The 18,187-nt window shown below is 63.0% G+C and carries 14 protein-coding genes; 2 read left to right on the top strand and 12 right to left on the bottom strand.

Going from position 1 to position 18,187, the window contains the following annotated elements; genetic code table 11:
* Nucleotides 1-37: 37 nt before the first annotated feature.
* From ACIOAU_RS12365 to leuC, 12 genes are all read right to left on the bottom strand, one after another.
* Nucleotides 38-592: a CvpA family protein gene (locus ACIOAU_RS12365; RefSeq protein ID WP_101321407.1), complete on the bottom strand. Its 555-nt coding sequence runs from the start codon at nucleotides 590-592 to the stop codon at nucleotides 38-40.
* Between the two features lie 120 nt (nucleotides 593-712).
* Nucleotides 713-1,363 carry an SPOR domain-containing protein gene (locus tag ACIOAU_RS12360; RefSeq protein WP_188036472.1) on the bottom strand — a complete coding sequence of 217 codons (651 nt, stop codon included), beginning with the start codon at nucleotides 1,361-1,363 and terminating at the stop codon, nucleotides 713-715.
* On the bottom strand, nucleotides 1,347-2,654 hold the full coding sequence (gene folC, locus ACIOAU_RS12355) for a bifunctional tetrahydrofolate synthase/dihydrofolate synthase (RefSeq protein WP_150570207.1): 1,308 nt from the start codon (nucleotides 2,652-2,654) through the stop codon (nucleotides 1,347-1,349). Before folC ends, ACIOAU_RS12360 begins: the two co-directional genes overlap by 17 nt.
* Nucleotides 2,654-3,553 (bottom strand): acetyl-CoA carboxylase, carboxyltransferase subunit beta, encoded by a 900-nt coding sequence (accD, locus tag ACIOAU_RS12350; protein WP_101321413.1) that lies wholly within the window; start codon nucleotides 3,551-3,553, stop codon nucleotides 2,654-2,656. Before accD ends, folC begins: the two co-directional genes overlap by 1 nt.
* Nucleotides 3,554-3,791: 238 nt before the next feature.
* Nucleotides 3,792-4,412: a phosphoribosylanthranilate isomerase gene (locus tag ACIOAU_RS12345; protein ID WP_401182239.1), complete on the bottom strand. Its 621-nt coding sequence runs from the start codon at nucleotides 4,410-4,412 to the stop codon at nucleotides 3,792-3,794.
* A gap of 59 nt (nucleotides 4,413-4,471) precedes the next feature.
* Nucleotides 4,472-5,326 (bottom strand): tRNA pseudouridine(38-40) synthase TruA, encoded by an 855-nt coding sequence (gene truA / locus ACIOAU_RS12340; RefSeq protein ID WP_101321417.1) that lies wholly within the window; start codon nucleotides 5,324-5,326, stop codon nucleotides 4,472-4,474.
* A 119-nt stretch (nucleotides 5,327-5,445) separates the two neighbouring features.
* Nucleotides 5,446-8,190: a FimV/HubP family polar landmark protein gene (locus tag ACIOAU_RS12335; protein WP_401182234.1), complete on the bottom strand. Its 2,745-nt coding sequence runs from the start codon at nucleotides 8,188-8,190 to the stop codon at nucleotides 5,446-5,448.
* A 71-nt stretch (nucleotides 8,191-8,261) separates the two neighbouring features.
* Nucleotides 8,262-9,266 carry an aspartate-semialdehyde dehydrogenase gene (locus ACIOAU_RS12330; protein WP_401182232.1) on the bottom strand — a complete coding sequence of 335 codons (1,005 nt, stop codon included), beginning with the start codon at nucleotides 9,264-9,266 and terminating at the stop codon, nucleotides 8,262-8,264.
* Between the two features lie 139 nt (nucleotides 9,267-9,405).
* Complete coding sequence (gene asd / locus ACIOAU_RS12325; protein ID WP_101321423.1) at nucleotides 9,406-10,518, bottom strand: aspartate-semialdehyde dehydrogenase; 1,113 nt, start codon at nucleotides 10,516-10,518, stop codon at nucleotides 9,406-9,408.
* Between the two features lie 64 nt (nucleotides 10,519-10,582).
* Nucleotides 10,583-11,665, bottom strand: a complete 1,083-nt coding sequence (gene leuB / locus ACIOAU_RS12320; RefSeq protein WP_150572950.1) for a 3-isopropylmalate dehydrogenase — start codon at nucleotides 11,663-11,665, stop codon at nucleotides 10,583-10,585.
* Nucleotides 11,666-11,743: 78 nt separating this feature from the next.
* Entirely contained in the window at nucleotides 11,744-12,388 is a 645-nt protein-coding gene (leuD, locus tag ACIOAU_RS12315; RefSeq protein ID WP_101321427.1) for a 3-isopropylmalate dehydratase small subunit, read from the bottom strand.
* Entirely contained in the window at nucleotides 12,385-13,818 is a 1,434-nt protein-coding gene (gene leuC / locus ACIOAU_RS12310; protein WP_101321429.1) for a 3-isopropylmalate dehydratase large subunit, read from the bottom strand. Before leuC ends, leuD begins: the two co-directional genes overlap by 4 nt.
* A 130-nt stretch (nucleotides 13,819-13,948) precedes the next feature.
* Between leuC and ACIOAU_RS12305 the strand changes: the two genes are divergently transcribed.
* Nucleotides 13,949-14,827, top strand: a complete 879-nt coding sequence (locus tag ACIOAU_RS12305; RefSeq protein ID WP_312389963.1) for a LysR family transcriptional regulator — start codon at nucleotides 13,949-13,951, stop codon at nucleotides 14,825-14,827.
* A 61-nt stretch (nucleotides 14,828-14,888) separates the two neighbouring features.
* On the top strand, nucleotides 14,889-18,185 hold the full coding sequence (locus tag ACIOAU_RS12300) for a PAS domain S-box protein (RefSeq protein ID WP_401182228.1): 3,297 nt from the start codon (nucleotides 14,889-14,891) through the stop codon (nucleotides 18,183-18,185).
* Nucleotides 18,186-18,187 lie beyond the last annotated feature (2 nt).

Here is an 18,187-nt window from a genome sequence, read left to right as displayed (position 1 = left end):
GCAACCCCTACTTTGATGAAACTTGAGTGAATAGCGCTCAAGGCCGCGATGGCCCCAGCAACTGTTCCTTGAACGGAAGATCAGCAGGTGCGCTGATCCCACTGGACATCCACTGGCTGGTGAAACCCAGGATAAGGTTTTTCGACCAGTCAGCGACCAATAGAAATTGAGGTATCAGGCGCGACTCTTGCCACCATGGGTCCTGTTGTACAGGGCCAAGGCTGAGCAGACCGACTGCCACGACAACCAAAAGGGCTCCACGGGCGGCGCCGAAGGCCATGCCCAGAAAGCGATCGGTGCCGGACAGCCCGGTCACGCGGATCAGCTCGCCTATCAGGAAATTGAGCATCGCCCCGACAATCAGCGTGGCGACAAAAAGAATGGTACAGCCGGCGATGACCCGTGCCGAAGGCGTCTGGATGTAGCTTTCCAGGTACTGCGCCAACGAGCCGCCGAACATCCAGGCAACCGCACCCGCGGTAATCCAGATGACCAGCGACAGGGCTTCCTTGACGAAGCCGCGTGTCAAACTGATCAATGTGGAGACGGCGATAACAGCGATGATCGCCCAATCAACCCAGGTAAATGCCACGGTGCCGCCTGCATACGTTTGAGGCGGCGCATTTTACCAGAGCAACGGGCTGGGAGTAAGCGGAATGTCAGGGTGTTGCTTCACCAGCGCTGGCGACGCTGGCAAAGCGACATTCCGGACTCAGTTGCGCTCGGGCTGGAAGCGGGTGACAAAGCCCTTGAGCTTCTGCTGGCGGTTGATCACATCACGCAGGCGCTCGGCCTCGGCGCGCTCGATCAACGGCCCGACGTAGACCCGGTTCATGCCATCGGCGGAGCGAATGTAGGCGTTGTAACCCTGGCTGCGCAGGGTCTTTTGCAAGTTGTCGGCACCGGCCCGGTTGGACAGACTGGCCAACTGGATCGACCAACTGACCGGCAGACCATTGCTATCGATCTTGGACGCGGCGGCAGGCTTGGTGACGGCGGCGCTGGCGGTGGCTGGCGCGGTGACCGGCGCACGGTTCTCGACCTTCGGCGCAGGCGCTGGCGCAGTTACCGGCGCTGGCGACGGTGCAGCACTGATCGGCTGGCTCGGCGTGGACGGTGGCGCGGTCGACTCATCGACCACCACCGGTGGCTGCTCGACAATCGGCTGCTGCTCGGGCACCTGGATCGTCTCGACCTGCACCTGCGGCAAGCTCGGCATAGCCGGGGCCTCGGGCGCATCGACCCGGACCTGGCGCATCTCGTCTTCGCGGGTGAACAGCATCGGCAAGAAGATCACCGCCAGTGCAACCAGCACCAACGCACCGACCATGCGCTGTTTCATTCCCTTATCCAGCACTGCCATTTACTCCGCCCTCAGGAGCCTGCTGCGCAAGCCATTGCAAGGCCTGGGCAACACAGAAAAACGAACCGAACAGCACGATCTGATCATCGCCGGTCGCGTGTGCGCACTGGCCCTGCAAAGCGGCCTCGACGCTGGGGTAAGACTTCACCGACTGACCAAGGTTCGTCAAGGCCTGCGCAAGCTCGCCAGCCGGGCGACTGCGCGGGGTGTCGAGCGGTGCCACGGCCCAGCTGTCGAACAGCCCCTGCAGCGGCGCGAGCACGCCGTCGAGGTCCTTGTCGGCGAGCAGGCCGAACACCGCCAGGCGTTTGCCCAGTGGTGGCCTGGCAGCCAGCCGTCGTGCCAGGTACTCGGCCGCATGCGGGTTGTGGCCGACATCCAGCAGGACCTCGACAGGTGTACCCTGCCAAGTCAGCGAACGCCGGTCGAGGCGACCGGTCATGCGCGTATCCAGCAGTGCCTGACGTACCTGCGCCGCGTCCCACTCCAGCCCCATCAGCAGATAGGCCTGCAACGCGAGCGCGGCGTTTTCCATAGGCAGATCGAGCAACGGCAGGTCATGCAGCTCGACCGCCGCGCCATCCAGGGTCCGCCCCCGCCAGTGCCAGCTATCGGCAGCCAGGCTCAGGTCAAAATCGCGGCTGCGCAGGAACAACGGGCAGTCCAGCTCGCGGGCTTTATCCAGCAACGGCTGCGGCGGCTCGAGATCACCACACAGGGCCGGTTTGCCCGGACGGAAGATGCCCGCCTTCTCGAACGCCACCGACTCTCGCGTGTCGCCCAGGTATTCGACGTGATCGACGCCGATACTGGTGACCAGCGCCAGATCGGCATCGACAAGATTGACGGTATCCAGCCGCCCACCGAGGCCGACTTCAAGCACCACGGCATCCAGCGCCGACCGCTCGAACAGCCAGAACGCCGCCAGGGTGCCCATCTCGAAATAGGTCAAGGAGGTGTCACCGCGTGCAGCCTCGACGGCGACAAACGCCTCGCACAGGCGCTCATCGCTGGCATCGACGCCATCGATGCGCACCCGCTCGTTGTAGCGCAGCAGGTGCGGCGAGCTGTACACGCCAACGCGCAGACCCTGGGCCTTGAGCAACGCTGCGACAAAGGCACAGGTCGAGCCCTTGCCGTTGGTGCCGGTAACCGTCACTACCCGCGGCGCCAGCTTGCCCAGCCCGAGCCGCTGCGCCACCTGCTGCGAACGCTCCAGACCCATGTCGATGGCTGAAGGGTGCAACTGCTCGAGATAGGCGAGCCATTCGCCGAGGGTGCGCTGACTCATCAGGCGACGGCCGCCACTTCCTGCACCAGGGCCTGGGCAGGCGTTGGCTGACCGGTCATCTGCGCCAGCAGACGGGCCAGACGTGGACGCAGTTCAGGACGGGAGATGATCAGGTCGATGGCACCGTGCTCCAGCAGGAACTCGCTGCGCTGGAAGCCTTCCGGCAGCTTCTCGCGCACGGTCTGCTCGATTACGCGCGGGCCGGCGAAGCCGATCAGCGCCTTGGGCTCGCCAACGATCACGTCGCCGAGCATAGCCAGCGAAGCAGAAACGCCGCCATAAACCGGGTCGGTCAGCACCGAAATGAACGGGATGCCTTCTTCACGCAGACGCGCCAGCACTGCCGAGGTCTTGGCCATCTGCATCAGCGAGATCAGCGCTTCCTGCATGCGCGCACCGCCGGAAGCGGAGAAGCAGATCATCGGGCAGCGATGTTCCAGGGCATAGTTGGCAGCACGCACGAAGCGTTCACCGACCACGGCACCCATCGAGCCACCCATGAACGAGAATTCGAAGGCGCTGACCACGACCGGCATGCCCATCAGGGTGCCGCTCATGGAGATCAGGGCGTCTTTCTCGCCGGTCTGCTTCTGCGCGCCGACCAGACGGTCCTTGTACTTCTTGCCATCGCGGAACTTGAGGCGGTCGACCGGTTCCAGATCGGCACCCAGCTCGGCACGGCCTTCGGCGTCGAGGAAGATGTCGATGCGCGCACGGGCACCGATACGCATGTGGTGGTTGCACTTGGGGCAGACGTCGAGGGTCTTTTCCAGCTCCGGGCGATACAGCACGTTCTCGCAGGCCGGGCACTTGTGCCAAAGGCCTTCAGGCACCGAGCTTTTCTTCACCTCGGAACGCATGATCGAAGGGATCAGTTTGTCGACTAACCAGTTGCTCATGCTTCGTCTCTCCAGTATTTGACGGACGGGGACCGGTCACGCCGGCCAAGCCCTGCCCTTGAGCTCAATTTTTTCAAATCATTCGCTACCAGCTCGGTTCCGTGGCCCGCGGTAGTGCGGTGCCGGCCGGACGACCGGGCCGTGTTCAATCTGTTCGGCTGCGCCACAGCGCGCGCCGGGCAGCACCAGGCTGCGAAAGCTATGGACGATGGCGCGCGGCCAGCCGTCACATCTGCACTCATGCCTGGTGCACTGCGCGCATGAACGCTTCGATCCTGGCCGCGTCCTTGATGCCCTTGGCCTGCTCGACGCCGCCGCTGACATCCACCGCATACGGCTGCACCTGGGCGATCGCCTGGGCGACGTTGTCTGCGCTCAGGCCGCCGGCAAGGATGATCGGCTTGCTTAACTGCGCCGGCACCAACGACCAGTCGAACGCCTCGCCGGTGCCACCAGGCACGCCGGCGACGAACGTATCCAGCAGAATTCCGCTGGCACCCGCGTAGTGCTGGCAAGCCGCCTCCAGATCATCCCCCGGGCGCACCCTCAGGGCCTTGATATATGGCCGGTTGAAGCCCACACAGTCGCTCGGGGTTTCGTCGCCGTGGAACTGTAGCAGGTCCAACGGCACCGCCTCGAGGATCTCGTTGAGTTCGCAGCGTGAGGCATTGACGAACAAGCCGACCGTGGTCACGAACGGCGGCAGCGCGGCGATGATCGCACGCGCCTGGTGCACGTCGACCGCACGCGGGCTCTTGGCGTAGAACACCAGACCAATGGCATCGGCGCCTGCGTCGGCGGCAGCCAGGGCATCCTCGATGCGGGTAATCCCGCAGATTTTGCTGCGCACGTTGCTCATGGACGGCGAACCCTCGGTAATCGATAGGGGGCGGATGGTAGCAAACGCTGGATGCCGCGTCAGTCCGCCAAGGTATCGAAACCGCTGAGAAAGTGTGGGCCGATGTAACGCTGAGGCAGCACGAATGGCTCGGGATATTCGACCTGGACCAGGTACAGCCCATACGGATGCGCGGTAACTCCGGCTTCGCGCCGGTCGCGGCTTTCCAGCACTTCACGAGCCCAGGCCACTGGCCGCTCACCGCTGCCGATGCTCATCAACACACCAGCGATGTTACGCACCATGTGGTGCAGAAAGGCACTGGCGCGGATGTCGAGCACGATCATCTGGCCGTGCCGGGTCACGCGCAGGTGGTACATCTCCTTGACCGGCGACTTGGCCTGACACTGGCTGGCGCGAAAGGCGCTGAAGTCGTGGGTACCGAGCAGGCATCGAGCGGCCTCGGCCATGCGCTCGACGTCGAGCGGGCGGTGGTTCCAGGTGACTTCCTCGGCCAGGTGCGCCGGGCGGATCGGATCATTGTAGATGACGTAGCGATAACGCCGGGCGTTGGCTTTGAAGCGGGCGTGAAAATCCGCCGGCATGACCGTCGCCCAGGTCACGCTGATGTCGTGGGGCAGATTGAAATTGGTACCCATGGTCCAGGCACGCTCGTCGCGCAACGCATTGGTATCGAAATGCACAACTTGACCACTGGCATGCACACCGGCATCGGTGCGCCCGGCGCAAGACACGGTAATGGGTGCATTGGCCACCTTCGACAGGGCCTGCTCAAGCGCCTGCTGAACACTCGGTACGCCACTGGTCTGGCGCTGCCAGCCACGGTAGCGGGCGCCCTTGTATTCCACGCCCAGGGCAATCCGGGAGAAGCCTTCGGCCGCCGATTCGGCCCGGTCGATGTCGATGATGTCCAAGTAACTGAAACCTGTGGATGGAACAAAAGGCGCCAGTATAACGACAACGGCAGCCGATAGGGCTGCCGTTGCCGGGCAGGCGCCATGTCGGCCCTGCCCCGTTCTGCTGAACTGGCTGACTAGACCAGACGCGAGAGCATGTCCTCAGCTTCGCTGCGCTGGGTGTCGTCGCCGTCCTTGACCACTTCATCAAGGATGTCCCGCGCGCCTTGATGGTCACCCATGTCGATGTAGGCACGCGCCAGGTCAAGCTTGGTCGCGACCTCATCGGCGCCGGAGAAGAAGTCGAAGTCCAAATCGTCCAGCGGCTCCAGCTCCTGCTCGGCATCGGCGGCCGTGAACTGCGGCTCGAGCGGCGGGGTTTCCAGGCTCTGCGACAGCTTGTCGAGTTCGGCGTTGACGTCGTCCAGCTCGGAGGCGAAGTTCTGCGCTGCCGGCGAGTCGTCGTCCAGCGACAGCGACAGATCGAAGTCGTCTGGCAGCTCCAGCTCGGAGATCGGATCGAACTCGGGGATTTCGTCGAATGCGGCCAGTTCCGCCGCGACATCTACCGGTGGCTCTGCTGCCGGCGGCTCGACTGCTACGTCGCCGACGTCAAGGTCGAAGTCAGCCAGGTCATCAACGGCCTGCGGCTCGGCCTGGGCCTGGGCTTGTGCCTGTGCCAGCAGCGCTTCGAAATCATCGTCCGCGTCGGTAGCGGCAGCGACAGGTTCAACCGGCTCGCTCAGCTCGGTTTGCGGATTATCGTCCAGCGTTACCGTGAGGTCGTCCTGGGGCTGCGCCTGCAGTGGCTCATCCAGCAACAGGTCATCGTCCAGGCTGAGGTCGAAGGCAGTGTCCAGATCGTCTTCGGCAACCGGTTCGATATCGGCCAGTGCGGCCGGCTCGGGCTCAGGCTCTGCTGCAGGTGCGGGCTCGGTGATTACCGGCTCGGGCTCGAAAGACAGATCGTCAAGCACCGGCTCCGGCTCGACAGCGGCCGGGATGTCCTGTTCGTCCTGCAGCAGCTCCTGTACGTACTGCTCGTCCAGCTCAGCGGCCAGCGCCGCAGCACCGAGGCCGGCAGCTGCCAGTGCAACCATGGCCGGGAAGCGCTCGCGCAGCGATTCGACTTCGGCTTGATTGGCTGGGTTGGCGGGCAACTGGCGTTCCTGCTCGACAAAGGCGTTTTGGTCGCCCTGGCGCGCGTAGACTTCCATCAGTTTGAGGCGCAGATCGCTGCGTTCCGGCTCGGCAGCAACCGCTGGTTCGAGCAGGTCGGCGGCGTGATTCAGGCGACCACGAGCCAGGCTCAGGTCGACTTCCGCGAGCAGTGGATCAGTCGTATCGGCTTGAGCTGCGGGCTCAGCCTCCACCACTGGCACCACCGGAGCAACCGGCACCGCCGGTTTCTCGGCCGCTGTCGCCGCTGCTGCCGACGCTGCTACTACCGCTGGTGCAAGGGTCACGCTCGGCGCCGACATGTCCAGACCGTCGAAGCTGCCAGGTGGCAGATCCAGATCAGGGTTGCGCTCGCCCTCCTCCGACAAGGCACGGGCCATGCGCAGGTGTTTTTCGGCCTCTTGGTCGGCTTTGCGCTTACGCGCCAGCAAGAGCAGGAGCAACAGCAGCACGAGCAGCGCGGAACCGGCGATCAGCGCCAGCAACAGCGGGTTGCCGAGCAACTGGTCCAGAGCGCTCTGCTCCGGCTTGACCTCGTCTGCAGGAGCGACTTGCGGCGCAGTATCCACGGCAGCTGGCGCAGGTGTAACCACCGGCTCGGCCGGGGCCAGTTGCGCATCGACAGCAGGTACAGCAGGCTGAGAAGGCGTCTCTGCACCAGGCAGCGCAGCTGCAGCGGCCGGGTCTGGCTCGGCCGCGCCTTGGGCTTCAAGGCGGGCCAGCTGGTCGTTCTTCATCTGGATCAGACGCTGCAGCTTGTCCAGCTGGCTCTGCAGGTCGGTCATGCGGCTTTTCAGTTCGTCGTTGTCACGACGGCTGGTGTCCAGGCTTTCCTGGGCCACGGCCAGCTTGTCACTGACCGCCTTGGCATCGTTCCTGGCGGTCTTGCCGCCAGGGGTCACCAGGCGCAGGTTGTCGCCTTGAGCGATTTGCGCAGGCGTGGCTTCAGCGGCACCGCGGCGAGTGGCATCGAGCTGGCGGGCGCGCGGCCCGAGCCTGCGCCCTTCACGCCAGGCGGCATATTGCTCGGCCACATCGCGATTGGCCTCACCCTGCGGGATGCTCTGGATCTGTTGCTGATCAGGCAGGCGCAGCACCTGACCGACCTTGAGCTGGTTGATGTTGTTGCCGATGAACGCGTCCGGGTTGAGCGCCTGGATCGCCAGCATGGTCTGCTGCACCGAGCCACCCTGGCTGTTGCGCGCAGCAATCTGCCAAAGCGTGTCGCGGCGCTTGGTGGTGTAGTTGGCGGCACCACTCACGGCCGGGTTTATATTGGCTGCAGCAGGCTGCGCGCCTTGGGCCTGGGCCTGGTCGAGGAGAACGCTGTAGTCACGCAGCAATCGCCCCTGCGGCCACATTACCTGCACCAGGAACTTGACCACCGGCTCCGGCAACGGCCGACTGGAAGTAACCCGCAACACGCTCTTGCCGTTGGGGCTGAGCACCGTGGTGAAGGTCAGGTCCTCGACGTAGGACGGATAGGCCACCCCGGCCTTGGCGAACTCTTCGCGCGAAGCGAGGCTAGGTGCCACCTCGGCAGCGGTGAGGTCGCGAACGTCGAGCAGTTCGATCTCAGCGTCCAGCGGTTGGTTTTGCGCCGACTTCAGTGTCAGCTCACCCAACCCCAGAGCATTGGCCATGCCAGACGACAGCGCCGAAGCTGCCGCCATGGCCAGAACCAGTTTGCGAATTCGAAGCATGACCTCTTCCCTTGTATGAATCGTCCCGAAACCTGCATGCGGTGCAGGACAAAAGTGCTCAGCAGTATCTTTTACAGCCTGTGTTTAAGCAACAATTGGCCGACCTGCACGGCGTTGAGCGCCGCACCCTTGCGCAGGTTGTCGGTGGTCAGCCAAAGGTTGAGCTGCTCTGGCTCATCAATTCCGTGCCGTACACGACCAACATAGACCACGTCTTGGCCGACTGCGTCACCCACCGGTGTCGGATAATCATCCGCTTCGACCAATTCGATGCTCGCCGCCGCCTCCAGCGCCTGGTTCACCGCACCCAGATCCACCGGGCGCCGGCTTTGCACGGCCACACTCAAGCTATCGCCGAAAAACACCGGGACTTGAACGCAGCTCACAGAAATCTTCAGCGCTGGCAAATCCAGCAGCGCCCGCAGCTCATTGACCAGGCGCCGCTCTACCGCGCTGTGGCCGTGCGCATCAACGGCGCCGACCTGGGCCAACACGTTGAACGCGATCTGCCGATCGAAGAAGCGCGGCTCCAATGGCCGCGCATTGAGCAGCTCGGCGGTCTGCCGGGCCAGCTCACCCACCGCTTCCTTGCCCTGGGCCGACACCGCCAGGCTGGCCATGACCTGCACCCGCTCGATATCGAGCAGGCCCTTGAGCGGCGCCAACGCCACCGCCAGGGCCACGGCACTGGCACTTGGGCTGGTGATCAGCGCGGGCAGGCTCAAGCCGGCCACCTGCTCGGGATTGGCTTCTGGTACCAGGGCAACGGCGTGCTCAAGCTCGCCGGACAGGTCGATCACGCTGCAACCGGCGGCATGGGCCTTGCTGGCGAAGCTGCGGCTGACCGCCGGGCCCGCAGCAAAGAAGGCCAGCTTGACCAGGCTGAAGTCGAAGCTATCGACCTCACGCACGCGCACCTTTTTGCCGGCGAACATCACACTGCTGCCAGCCGATTCCATGCTGGCCAGCAGATGCAGGGTGCCCACCGGGAATTCGAGCTCTTCGAGGATCTGCACGAGGGTTTCACCGACACTGCCGGTGGCGCCGATCACGGCGATATCTAGGGGTTGGCTCATGGGGAGTCCTCTGCTGAAACGGCGGGAGCGGCACTTTACTTGGATTCTCAGCCTGGGGGTACCTTGGCCGCGCCATCTACCGCCCATAAAAAAACCCGCGCTGGGCAACAGCGCGGGTTTTTCTTCAGTGCAAACGCAATCAGCGCTCCAGCAGAATCCGCAGCATGCGGCGCAGCGGCTCGGCAGCACCCCACAGCAGCTGGTCACCGACGGTGAACGCGCCCAGGTACTGGCTGCCCATGTTCAGCTTGCGCAGACGACCAACCGGCACGTTGAGGGTACCGGTGACGTTGGTCGGGCTCAGCTCCTGCATGCTGATTTCACGCTGGTTCGGCACCAGTTTCACCCATGGGTTGTGCTGGCTGATCATGCCTTCGATATCGGCCAGCGGCACATCCTTGTTGAGCTTGATGGTCAGCGCCTGGCTGTGGCAACGCATGGCACCGATGCGCACGCAGATGCCGTCGACCGGGATCGGGCTCTTGAAGCGGCCGAGGATCTTGTTGGTCTCGGCCTGGGCCTTCCATTCCTCACGGCTCTGGCCGTTGGGCAGCTCCTTGTCGATCCACGGGATCAGGCTACCGGCCAGCGGCACACCGAAGTTCTCGGTAGGGAAGGCTTCGCTGCGCATGGCCTCGGCAACCTTGCGGTCGATGTCGAGGATGGCGCTGGCCGGGTTGGCCAGGTCTTCGCTGACGGCGGCGTTGATGCCGCCCATCTGCTTGATCAGCTCGCGCATGTTCTGCGCGCCAGCGCCGGAAGCGGCCTGGTAGGTCATGGCGCTCATCCACTCGACCAGACCCGCTTCGAACAGGCCACCCAGGCCCATCAGCATCAGGCTGACGGTGCAGTTGCCGCCGATGTAGTTCTTGGTACCGGCATCGAGCTGCTGGTCGATCACCTTGCGGTTGACCGGATCGAGGACGATCACCGCGTCATCTTGCATACGCAGCGACGATGCAGCGTCAATCCAGTAACCCTGCCAGCCGGCTTCGCGCAGCTTGGGGAACACCTCGTTGGTGTAGTCGCCGCCCTGGCAAGTCAGAATGACGTCGAGGGTCTTCAGCTCTTCAATGCTGTAGGCGTCCTTCAGCGGAGCAATATCCTTGCCCACGTTCGGACCCTGGCCACCGACATTGGAGGTGGTGAAGAACACCGGCTCGATCAGGTCGAAGTCCTGCTCTTCCAGCATGCGCTGCATGAGCACGGAACCGACCATTCCACGCCAACCGATCAGACCTACACGTTTCATCGCAACTACACCTTTGCTAAAAAGTGGGCCGCCACCGAGAGATATTGGCAGCGGGCCAGAGAGATTACAGATTCCGCAGCGCCGCGACTACTGCATCGCCCATTTCCTTGGTGCCAACCTTGTTGCAGCCTGTCGACCAGATATCACCCGTGCGCAGGCCTTGATCGAGCACCTGGCTGACCGCCTGCTCGATTGCCTCGGCAGCAGCGTGCTGATTGAAGCTGTAACGCAGCATCATCGACACCGACAGGATGGTCGCCAACGGGTTGGCTACGCCCTGGCCGGCGATGTCTGGCGCCGAGCCGTGGCATGGCTCGTACATGCCTTTGTTGTTGGCATCCAGCGAGGCCGAAGGCAGCATGCCGATGGAACCGGTGAGCATGGACGCTTCATCCGAAAGAATGTCGCCGAACATGTTGTCGGTAACCATTACATCGAACTGCTTGGGTGCCCGCACCAGCTGCATGGCGGCGTTGTCGACGTACATGTGGCTGAGTTCGACGTCTGGGTAATCCTTGGCAACCTCTTCAACCACTTCACGCCACAGCTGGCTGGACGCAAGTACGTTGGCCTTGTCGACCGAGCACAGCTTCTTGCCGCGCACGCGGGCCATGTCGAAGCCGACCCGGGCAATCCGGCGCACTTCGCTTTCGCTGTATGGCAGGGTGTCGTAGGCCTGACGCTCGCCGCCTTCCAGCTCGCGCTGGCCACGCGGGGCGCCGAAGTAGATGCCGCCGGTGAGTTCACGGACGATGAGGATGTCCAGGCCCGAAACGATTTCCGGCTTCAGCGAAGAGGCGTCGGCCAGTTGCGGGTAGAGAATCGCAGGACGCAGGTTGGCGAACAGGCCCAGTTGCGCACGAATCTTCAGCAGGCCGCGCTCTGGACGAATGTCCCGCTCGATCTTGTCCCACTTCGGCCCGCCGACCGCGCCCAACAGCACTGCATCAGCGTTGCGCGCACGCTCAAGGGTGGCATCCGCCAATGGCACGCCATGGGCGTCGATGGCAGCGCCACCGATCAGATCGTGCTCCAGGGCGAAACCGAGCTGGAACTTGTCGTTGGCCAGCTCCAGTACCTTGACCGCTTCGGCCATGATTTCCGGGCCGATACCGTCACCTGGGAGAATCAGAATCTGCTTGCTCATGCTTTTCTCTATCCGTTCAAACGGCGCCGCCGCCATGGCCGCGCCGAACAAAAATTAATGCCCGACCTGCGCGCTGCTTCAGGCTTCGCGGAACAGCCATGGCTGGCTGGCGCGGTGCCTGGCTTCAAACGCCTGAATCGACTCGCTATCCTGCAAGGTCAAGCCAATGTCGTCGAGGCCATTGAGCAGGCAATGCTTGCGGAAGGCGTCGATCTCGAAGTGCAGCACCTTGCCGTCAGGACGGGTAACGGCCTGCGCCTGCAGGTCGACGGTCAGCTGATAGCCTGGAATGGCTTCGACCTGCTTGAACAACTCGTCGACTTCTTCGTCGCTGAGGATGATCGGCAGCAAGCCGTTCTTGAAGCTGTTGTTGAAGAAGATATCAGCAAAGCTTGGCGCGATGACGCTGCGAAAGCCATATTCGTCGAGGGCCCACGGGGCGTGCTCACGGCTCGAGCCGCAACCGAAGTTTTCCCGGGCGAGCAACACGCTGGCACCTTGGTAACGTTCGTGGTTGAGCACGAAGTCCATGTTCAATGGGCGCTTGCTGTTGTCCTGGTATGGCTGGCCAACGTCCAGGTAGCGCCATTCATCGAACAGGTTCGGGCCGAAGCCGGTGCGCTTGATCGACTTGAGAAACTGCTTGGGGATGATCTGGTCGGTATCGACGTTGGCGCGATCCAATGGCGCAACCAGGCCGGTGTGCTGGGTAAAGGCTTTCATGCTGCGCTCCCTTGAATCAACTCGCGGACATCGATGAAGTGGCCGGTCACCGCGGCAGCGGCGGCCATTGCCGGGCTGACCAGGTGGGTACGACCACCGGCGCCCTGCCGACCTTCGAAGTTACGGTTGGAGGTCGACGCGCAATGCTCGCCGCTTTCCAGCCGATCCGGGTTCATCGCCAGGCACATCGAGCAGCCCGGTTCACGCCATTCGAAGCCGGCTTCGATGAAGATCTTGTCCAGCCCTTCCTTCTCGGCCTGAGCCTTGACCAGGCCCGAGCCCGGTACCACCATCGCCTGCTTGACGGTAGCGGCGACCTTGCGGCCCTTGGCGACTTCGGCGGCAGCGCGCAGGTCTTCGATGCGCGAGTTGGTGCACGAGCCGATGAACACCCGATCGAGACGAATATCGGTGATCGCCTGGTTGGCACTCAGGCCCATGTACTTGAGCGCGCGCTCGATCGAGCCACGTTTGACCAGATCCGGCTCGGCAGCTGGATCCGGTACACGCTGATCAACGGCCAGGACCATCTCCGGCGAGGTGCCCCAGCTGACCTGTGGCTTGATCTGTGCGGCGTCGAGCTCGACCACGGTATCGAATACCGCATCGGTGTCGGACACCAGCCCTCGCCAGGCGGCAACCGCTTGCGGCCACTGGCTGACAGTCGGCGCGTAGGGGCGGCCTTCGACGTAATCGATGGTGGTCTGGTCGACAGCGACCAGGCCAACTCGGGCGCCGGCCTCGATGGACATGTTGCAGATGGTCATGCGGCCTTCCATCGACAAGTCGCGGATGGCGCTGCCAGCAAATTCCATGGCATGGCCGTTACCGCCGGCGGTGCCGATCTTGCCGATCACGGCAAGGACGATGTCCTTGGCGGTCACGCCTTCGCCCAGCTGGCCCTCGACACGGACCAGCATGTTCTTCATTTTTTTTGCGACCAGGCACTGGGTGGCGAGCACGTGCTCGACCTCGGAAGTACCGATGCCGTGGGCCAGTGCGCCGAAAGCGCCGTGAGTCGAGGTGTGCGAGTCGCCACAGACCACGGTCATGCCCGGCAAGGTGGCGCCCTGCTCTGGGCTGATGACGTGAACGATGCCCTGGCGAATGTCGTTCATCTTGAATTCGACGATGCCGTATTCGTCACAGTTTTCATCGAGGGTCTGCACTTGCAAACGCGACACCTGGTCAGCGATGGCCTCGATGCCGCCTTTGCGCTCAGGGGTAGTCGGCACGTTGTGATCGGGCGTAGCGATGTTGGCGTCGATCCGCCACGGCTGCCGCTTGGCCAGACGCAGGCCTTCGAATGCCTGGGGCGACGTCACTTCGTGAATGATGTGGCGATCGATGTAGATCAACGACGAACCATCGTCGCGTCGCTTGACCTCATGCGCATCCCAGAGCTTGTCGTAAAGCGTTTTGCCGGCCATCAGACTGTTCCTCATCAGCGTCTTTCTATGCCAATAACCCCTTGGCTTGTACGGACGATGCTATGGGTTTAGATTGAATAACTCAAATTGATAATTTTTATGCTTTGGATAACCAAAAGGAATACGAGCAGTGGACCTGGCCAACCTCAGTGCGTTTATCGCCATCGCCGAGACCGGCAGTTTTTCTGGCGCAGGAGAACGCCTGCATTTGACCCAGCCCGCCATCAGCAAACGCATCGCTGGCCTTGAGCAGCAACTTGATGTTCGCCTGTTCGATCGGCTGGGCCGCGAAGTGACCCTGACCGAGGCCGGCCGCGCCCTGCTCCCGCGTGCCTACCAGATACTCAATGTACTCGACGATACACGACGCGCCCTGAGCAATCTGACCGGTGAAGTCACGGGTAGGCTGACCCTGGCGACCAGCCACCACATCGGCCTGCACCGCCTGCCACCGTTATTGCGGGCTTTCACCCGTCAGTACCCCCTGGTTGCGCTGGATATTCAGTTCCTCGATTCAGAAGCGGCCTACGATGAAATACTCCACGGCCGGGCTGAAATCGCGGTAATTACCCTGGCCCCCGAACCGCACAACCTGGTGCGCGCGGTGCCGGTCTGGGACGATCCGCTGGATCTGGTGGCTGCCCCCGAGCACCCGCTGGCCAGCAGCGAGACAGTGAGCCTGGCTGACGTCGCCCGCCATCCGGCAGTGTTTCCCGGCGGCAATACCTTTACCCACCACATTGTCCAGCGCCTGTTCGAAAGCCAGGGCCTGACACCCAACATCGCGATGAGCACCAACTACCTGGAAACCATCAAGATGATGGTCTCGATCGGCCTTGCCTGGAGCGTGCTGCCGCGGACCATGCTCGATGATCAGGTTGCGCCTATCGCTTTGCCCGGCGTAAAGCTGACGCGGCAGCTAGGCTACATTCTGCACACCGAGCGCACCCTTTCGAATGCCGCCAAGGCATTCATGGCCCTGCTCGACAGTCACGCCAGCAGCGCCTGACGGTTCGTCGGGGCGGCACACCACTCTCAGGGACAGGTCACTCGCCAAAGGTCTGGTATCGATGCCCAAATCAGCTAACCGTTTTCCGCGCTTGCCGCGTATTCCTGCTGTCGACCCGCAGGACTCGGAGTTGGCCTGGCAGAACGCCCCGCAGTTGCTGGCGGCGCTCAATGGCGCGCAATTGGGCGCTTGGCTGTGGGATATCGACAGTGGCCGAATCAGTTGGTCGCGAGGCACTCAGGCGCTGTTCGGCTTCGATCCGCAGCAGCCTTTGCCCAGTGATATCGACTACCTTGAACTGCTCCCGGAGGAAGACCGCGCGCGCACCCGCCTGGCGTTTCAGGCGGTGGTCAATGGCGAGCCCATCGAGCAGGCCATGCGTCATCGGATTCGCTGGCCCGACGGCAGCCTGCACTGGCTGGAAGTCAGCGGCAGCCTGACCCACGACCGTAATGGCCGCCGGCAGATGATCGGCGTGATCCGCGAAATCACCCGCCAGCGCGACCGCGAAACGGCCTTGATCAACTCGGAAAAACGCTTTGCCAGCCTGTTTCACATGAGCCCCAATGCCATTCTGTTGAGTCGGCGCAAAGACGGCATGCTGTTCGAGGTCAACCAGCATTTTGAAGACATGTTCGGCTGGCCCGGGGCGCAGATCGTCGGCAAGACCAGTATCGAACTGGGCCTGTGGGTGCATCCGGAACAGCGCCAGCAGGTACTGGAGGCGACCCGCTACAGCACCGGGCCGATCACCATGGAAGTGCAGTTTCGCGGCAGCGGCGGCAAGGTCCACGACGGCATCCTGTGCACCCAGAGCATCGAACTGGAGGGCATAGCGTTTCTACTCACTACCTTTGTCGATACCAGCGAGCGCAAGCGCGCCGAGCTTGCCCTCAAGGACAGCCAGGAACGCCTCGACCTGGCGCTGGACTCTGCCCAGCTGGGCACCTGGGACTGGCATATCCCCAGCGGCATGCTCTACGGCTCGGCGCGCGCCGCGCAGCTGCATGGGCTGGAGCCGGTGCCGTTTCATGAATCCTTCGAAGCGTTTTTCGAAGGTGTGCCTGAACAGGAGCGTGAGGCCATGCGCCAGTCTTATCGCAGCTTGCGCGAAGGCCCGGCGGGCAGTTACCAGATCACCTACCGGGTGCAGCTGGAAAATGGCACAGCGCGCTATATAGAAAGCCGCGCCCGCCTCTACCGTGACGAGCAGGGCAATCCGTTGCGCATGGCTGGCACCCTGCTCGACATCACCGACCAGGTCGAGCGCGAGCAGCGCCTGAGCGCCTCTGAAGAAAAGTTCGCCAGCCTCTTCCAGGTCAGCCCCGACCCAATCTGCGTAACCCGCCAGGACAATGGCCAGTTCATCGAGATCAACCCGGCCTTCAGCCAGACCTTTGGCTGGAGCGCGCAACAGGTGCTCGGCCGCACCGCCGAGCAGATCGGCCTGTGGGCAGAAACCGCAGAGCGCGCCCAGCGTATCGAACACGTGATCCGCGAACGGGCGCTGAGCAACGTCGCAGTCGTGGTCAACCATCGTAGTGGCGCGCCCATGACCTGTGTCATTTCCAGCCGCCTGATCATGGTCGATAACCAGCCCTGCAGCGTGACCTCACTGCGTGACATCACTCAGCAGCAGCGCGCCGAAGCGGCAATCAAGGCCAGTGAAGAGAAATTCGCCAAGGCGTTTCACTCCAGCCCCGACGCCATCACCATAACCGTGCGCGCCAGCGGCCTGTACCTGGAAGTCAACGACGGCTTCTGCCGCCTGACGGGCTACAGCATTGACGAAGTGATCGGGCGTACCGTGCACGAGCTCGGCATCTGGGCCGACGACACGCAACGGGCGACCTTGCTCAGCGAGATCAAACTGCGCGGGCGGGTGCACCACCGCGAGATGCTCGGACGCAACAAACGCGGCGAGCTGCTGACGGTGGAAGTGTCGGTCGAGCCGATTACCCTGAATGCCACCGAATGCCTGCTGCTGACCGCGCGCGACGTCAGCCAGCTGAAAAACGCCCAGGCGCAGATTCGCCACCTGGCGTACCACGACCCGCTCACCAACCTGCCCAACCGAGCCCTGCTGATGGACCGCCTGAGCCAGCAGATCGCCCTGCTCAAGCGGCACAACCTGCGCGGCGCGCTGCTGTTTCTCGACCTCGATCACTTCAAGCACATCAACGACTCACTCGGTCACCCGGTCGGCGACATCGTGCTCAAGGTCATCACCGCCCGGCTCGAGGCCAGCGTGCGCCTGGAAGACACCGTGGCGCGCCTGGGCGGCGACGAGTTCGTGGTCTTGCTCAGCGGCCTGGAAGGCAGCCGCGAGGCGGTTGAAGGCAAGGTCCGCGAACTGGCCGATACCCTGCGCGAATTGCTCGCCGAGCCGATGTCTCTGGACGGCCAGCGCCTGCAAGTCACCCCCAGCATTGGCGTTGCCTTGATCCCCGATCATGGGGCTACGCCTGCCGACTTGCTCAAGCGCGCCGACATTGCCCTGTACCGGGCGAAGGACTCTGGGCGCAACACCACCCAGCTGTACCACACCACCATGCAAAAGGCCGCCAGTGAACGCCTGCGCATGGAGAATGATCTGCGCCAGGCGTTGGCCCGCGGCGAACTGGCGCTGCACTTTCAGCCGCAGGTGGATGCCCGCGACAATCGCATTGTCGGCGCTGAAGTACTGCTGCGCTGGCATCACCCGCAACTGGGGCAGCAACCGCCCTCGCAGTTCATCCAGGTGCTGGAAGAAAGCGGGCTGATTCTGGAGGTGGGCAGCTGGATTCTCGACGAGGCCTGTGATGCCTGTGCCGGCATGCTCAGCGACGGCCTGATCAAGGCGGACGAATTCAGCCTGTGCGTGAATATCAGCCCGCGGCAGTTCCGCCAGAACGACTTTGTCGGCAGAGTGCTGCGCAGCCTGGACGACTATCGCCTGCCCCGGCACATGCTCAAGCTGGAGATTACCGAGGGCATCGTGATCCAGAATCTGGAGGACACCATCGCCAAGATGCGTGAACTCAAAGGCTACGGCGTGAGTTTTGCCATGGATGACTTCGGCACCGGTTACTCGTCGCTGACCTATCTCAAGCGGCTGCCGGTGGATACCTTGAAGATCGACCAGTCATTCGTGCGCGATGCGCCGATAGATCCCAATGATGCCGAGATCGTCCGCGCCATCGTCGCCATGGCCCGCAGCCTTGAATTGACGATCATTGCCGAGGGCGTCGAGCTGAGCGAGCAGTTGGCGTTTCTCGAGCGGCTGGGTTGCCATTTGTATCAGGGGTATTTGCATAGTCGGCCGTTGCCGCTAAGCGAGTTCAGGCAAATGTTGCTTGAGGCACCGGCGGATTATTGATC

It is taken from the genome of Pseudomonas sp. NPDC088322, assembly GCF_044740745.1.
GTDB lineage: Bacteria > Pseudomonadota > Gammaproteobacteria > Pseudomonadales > Pseudomonadaceae > Aquipseudomonas > Aquipseudomonas shirazensis.
The sequence above is the reverse complement of the archived record's forward strand: the minus strand, read 5'-3'. Positions and strand labels throughout refer to the sequence as shown.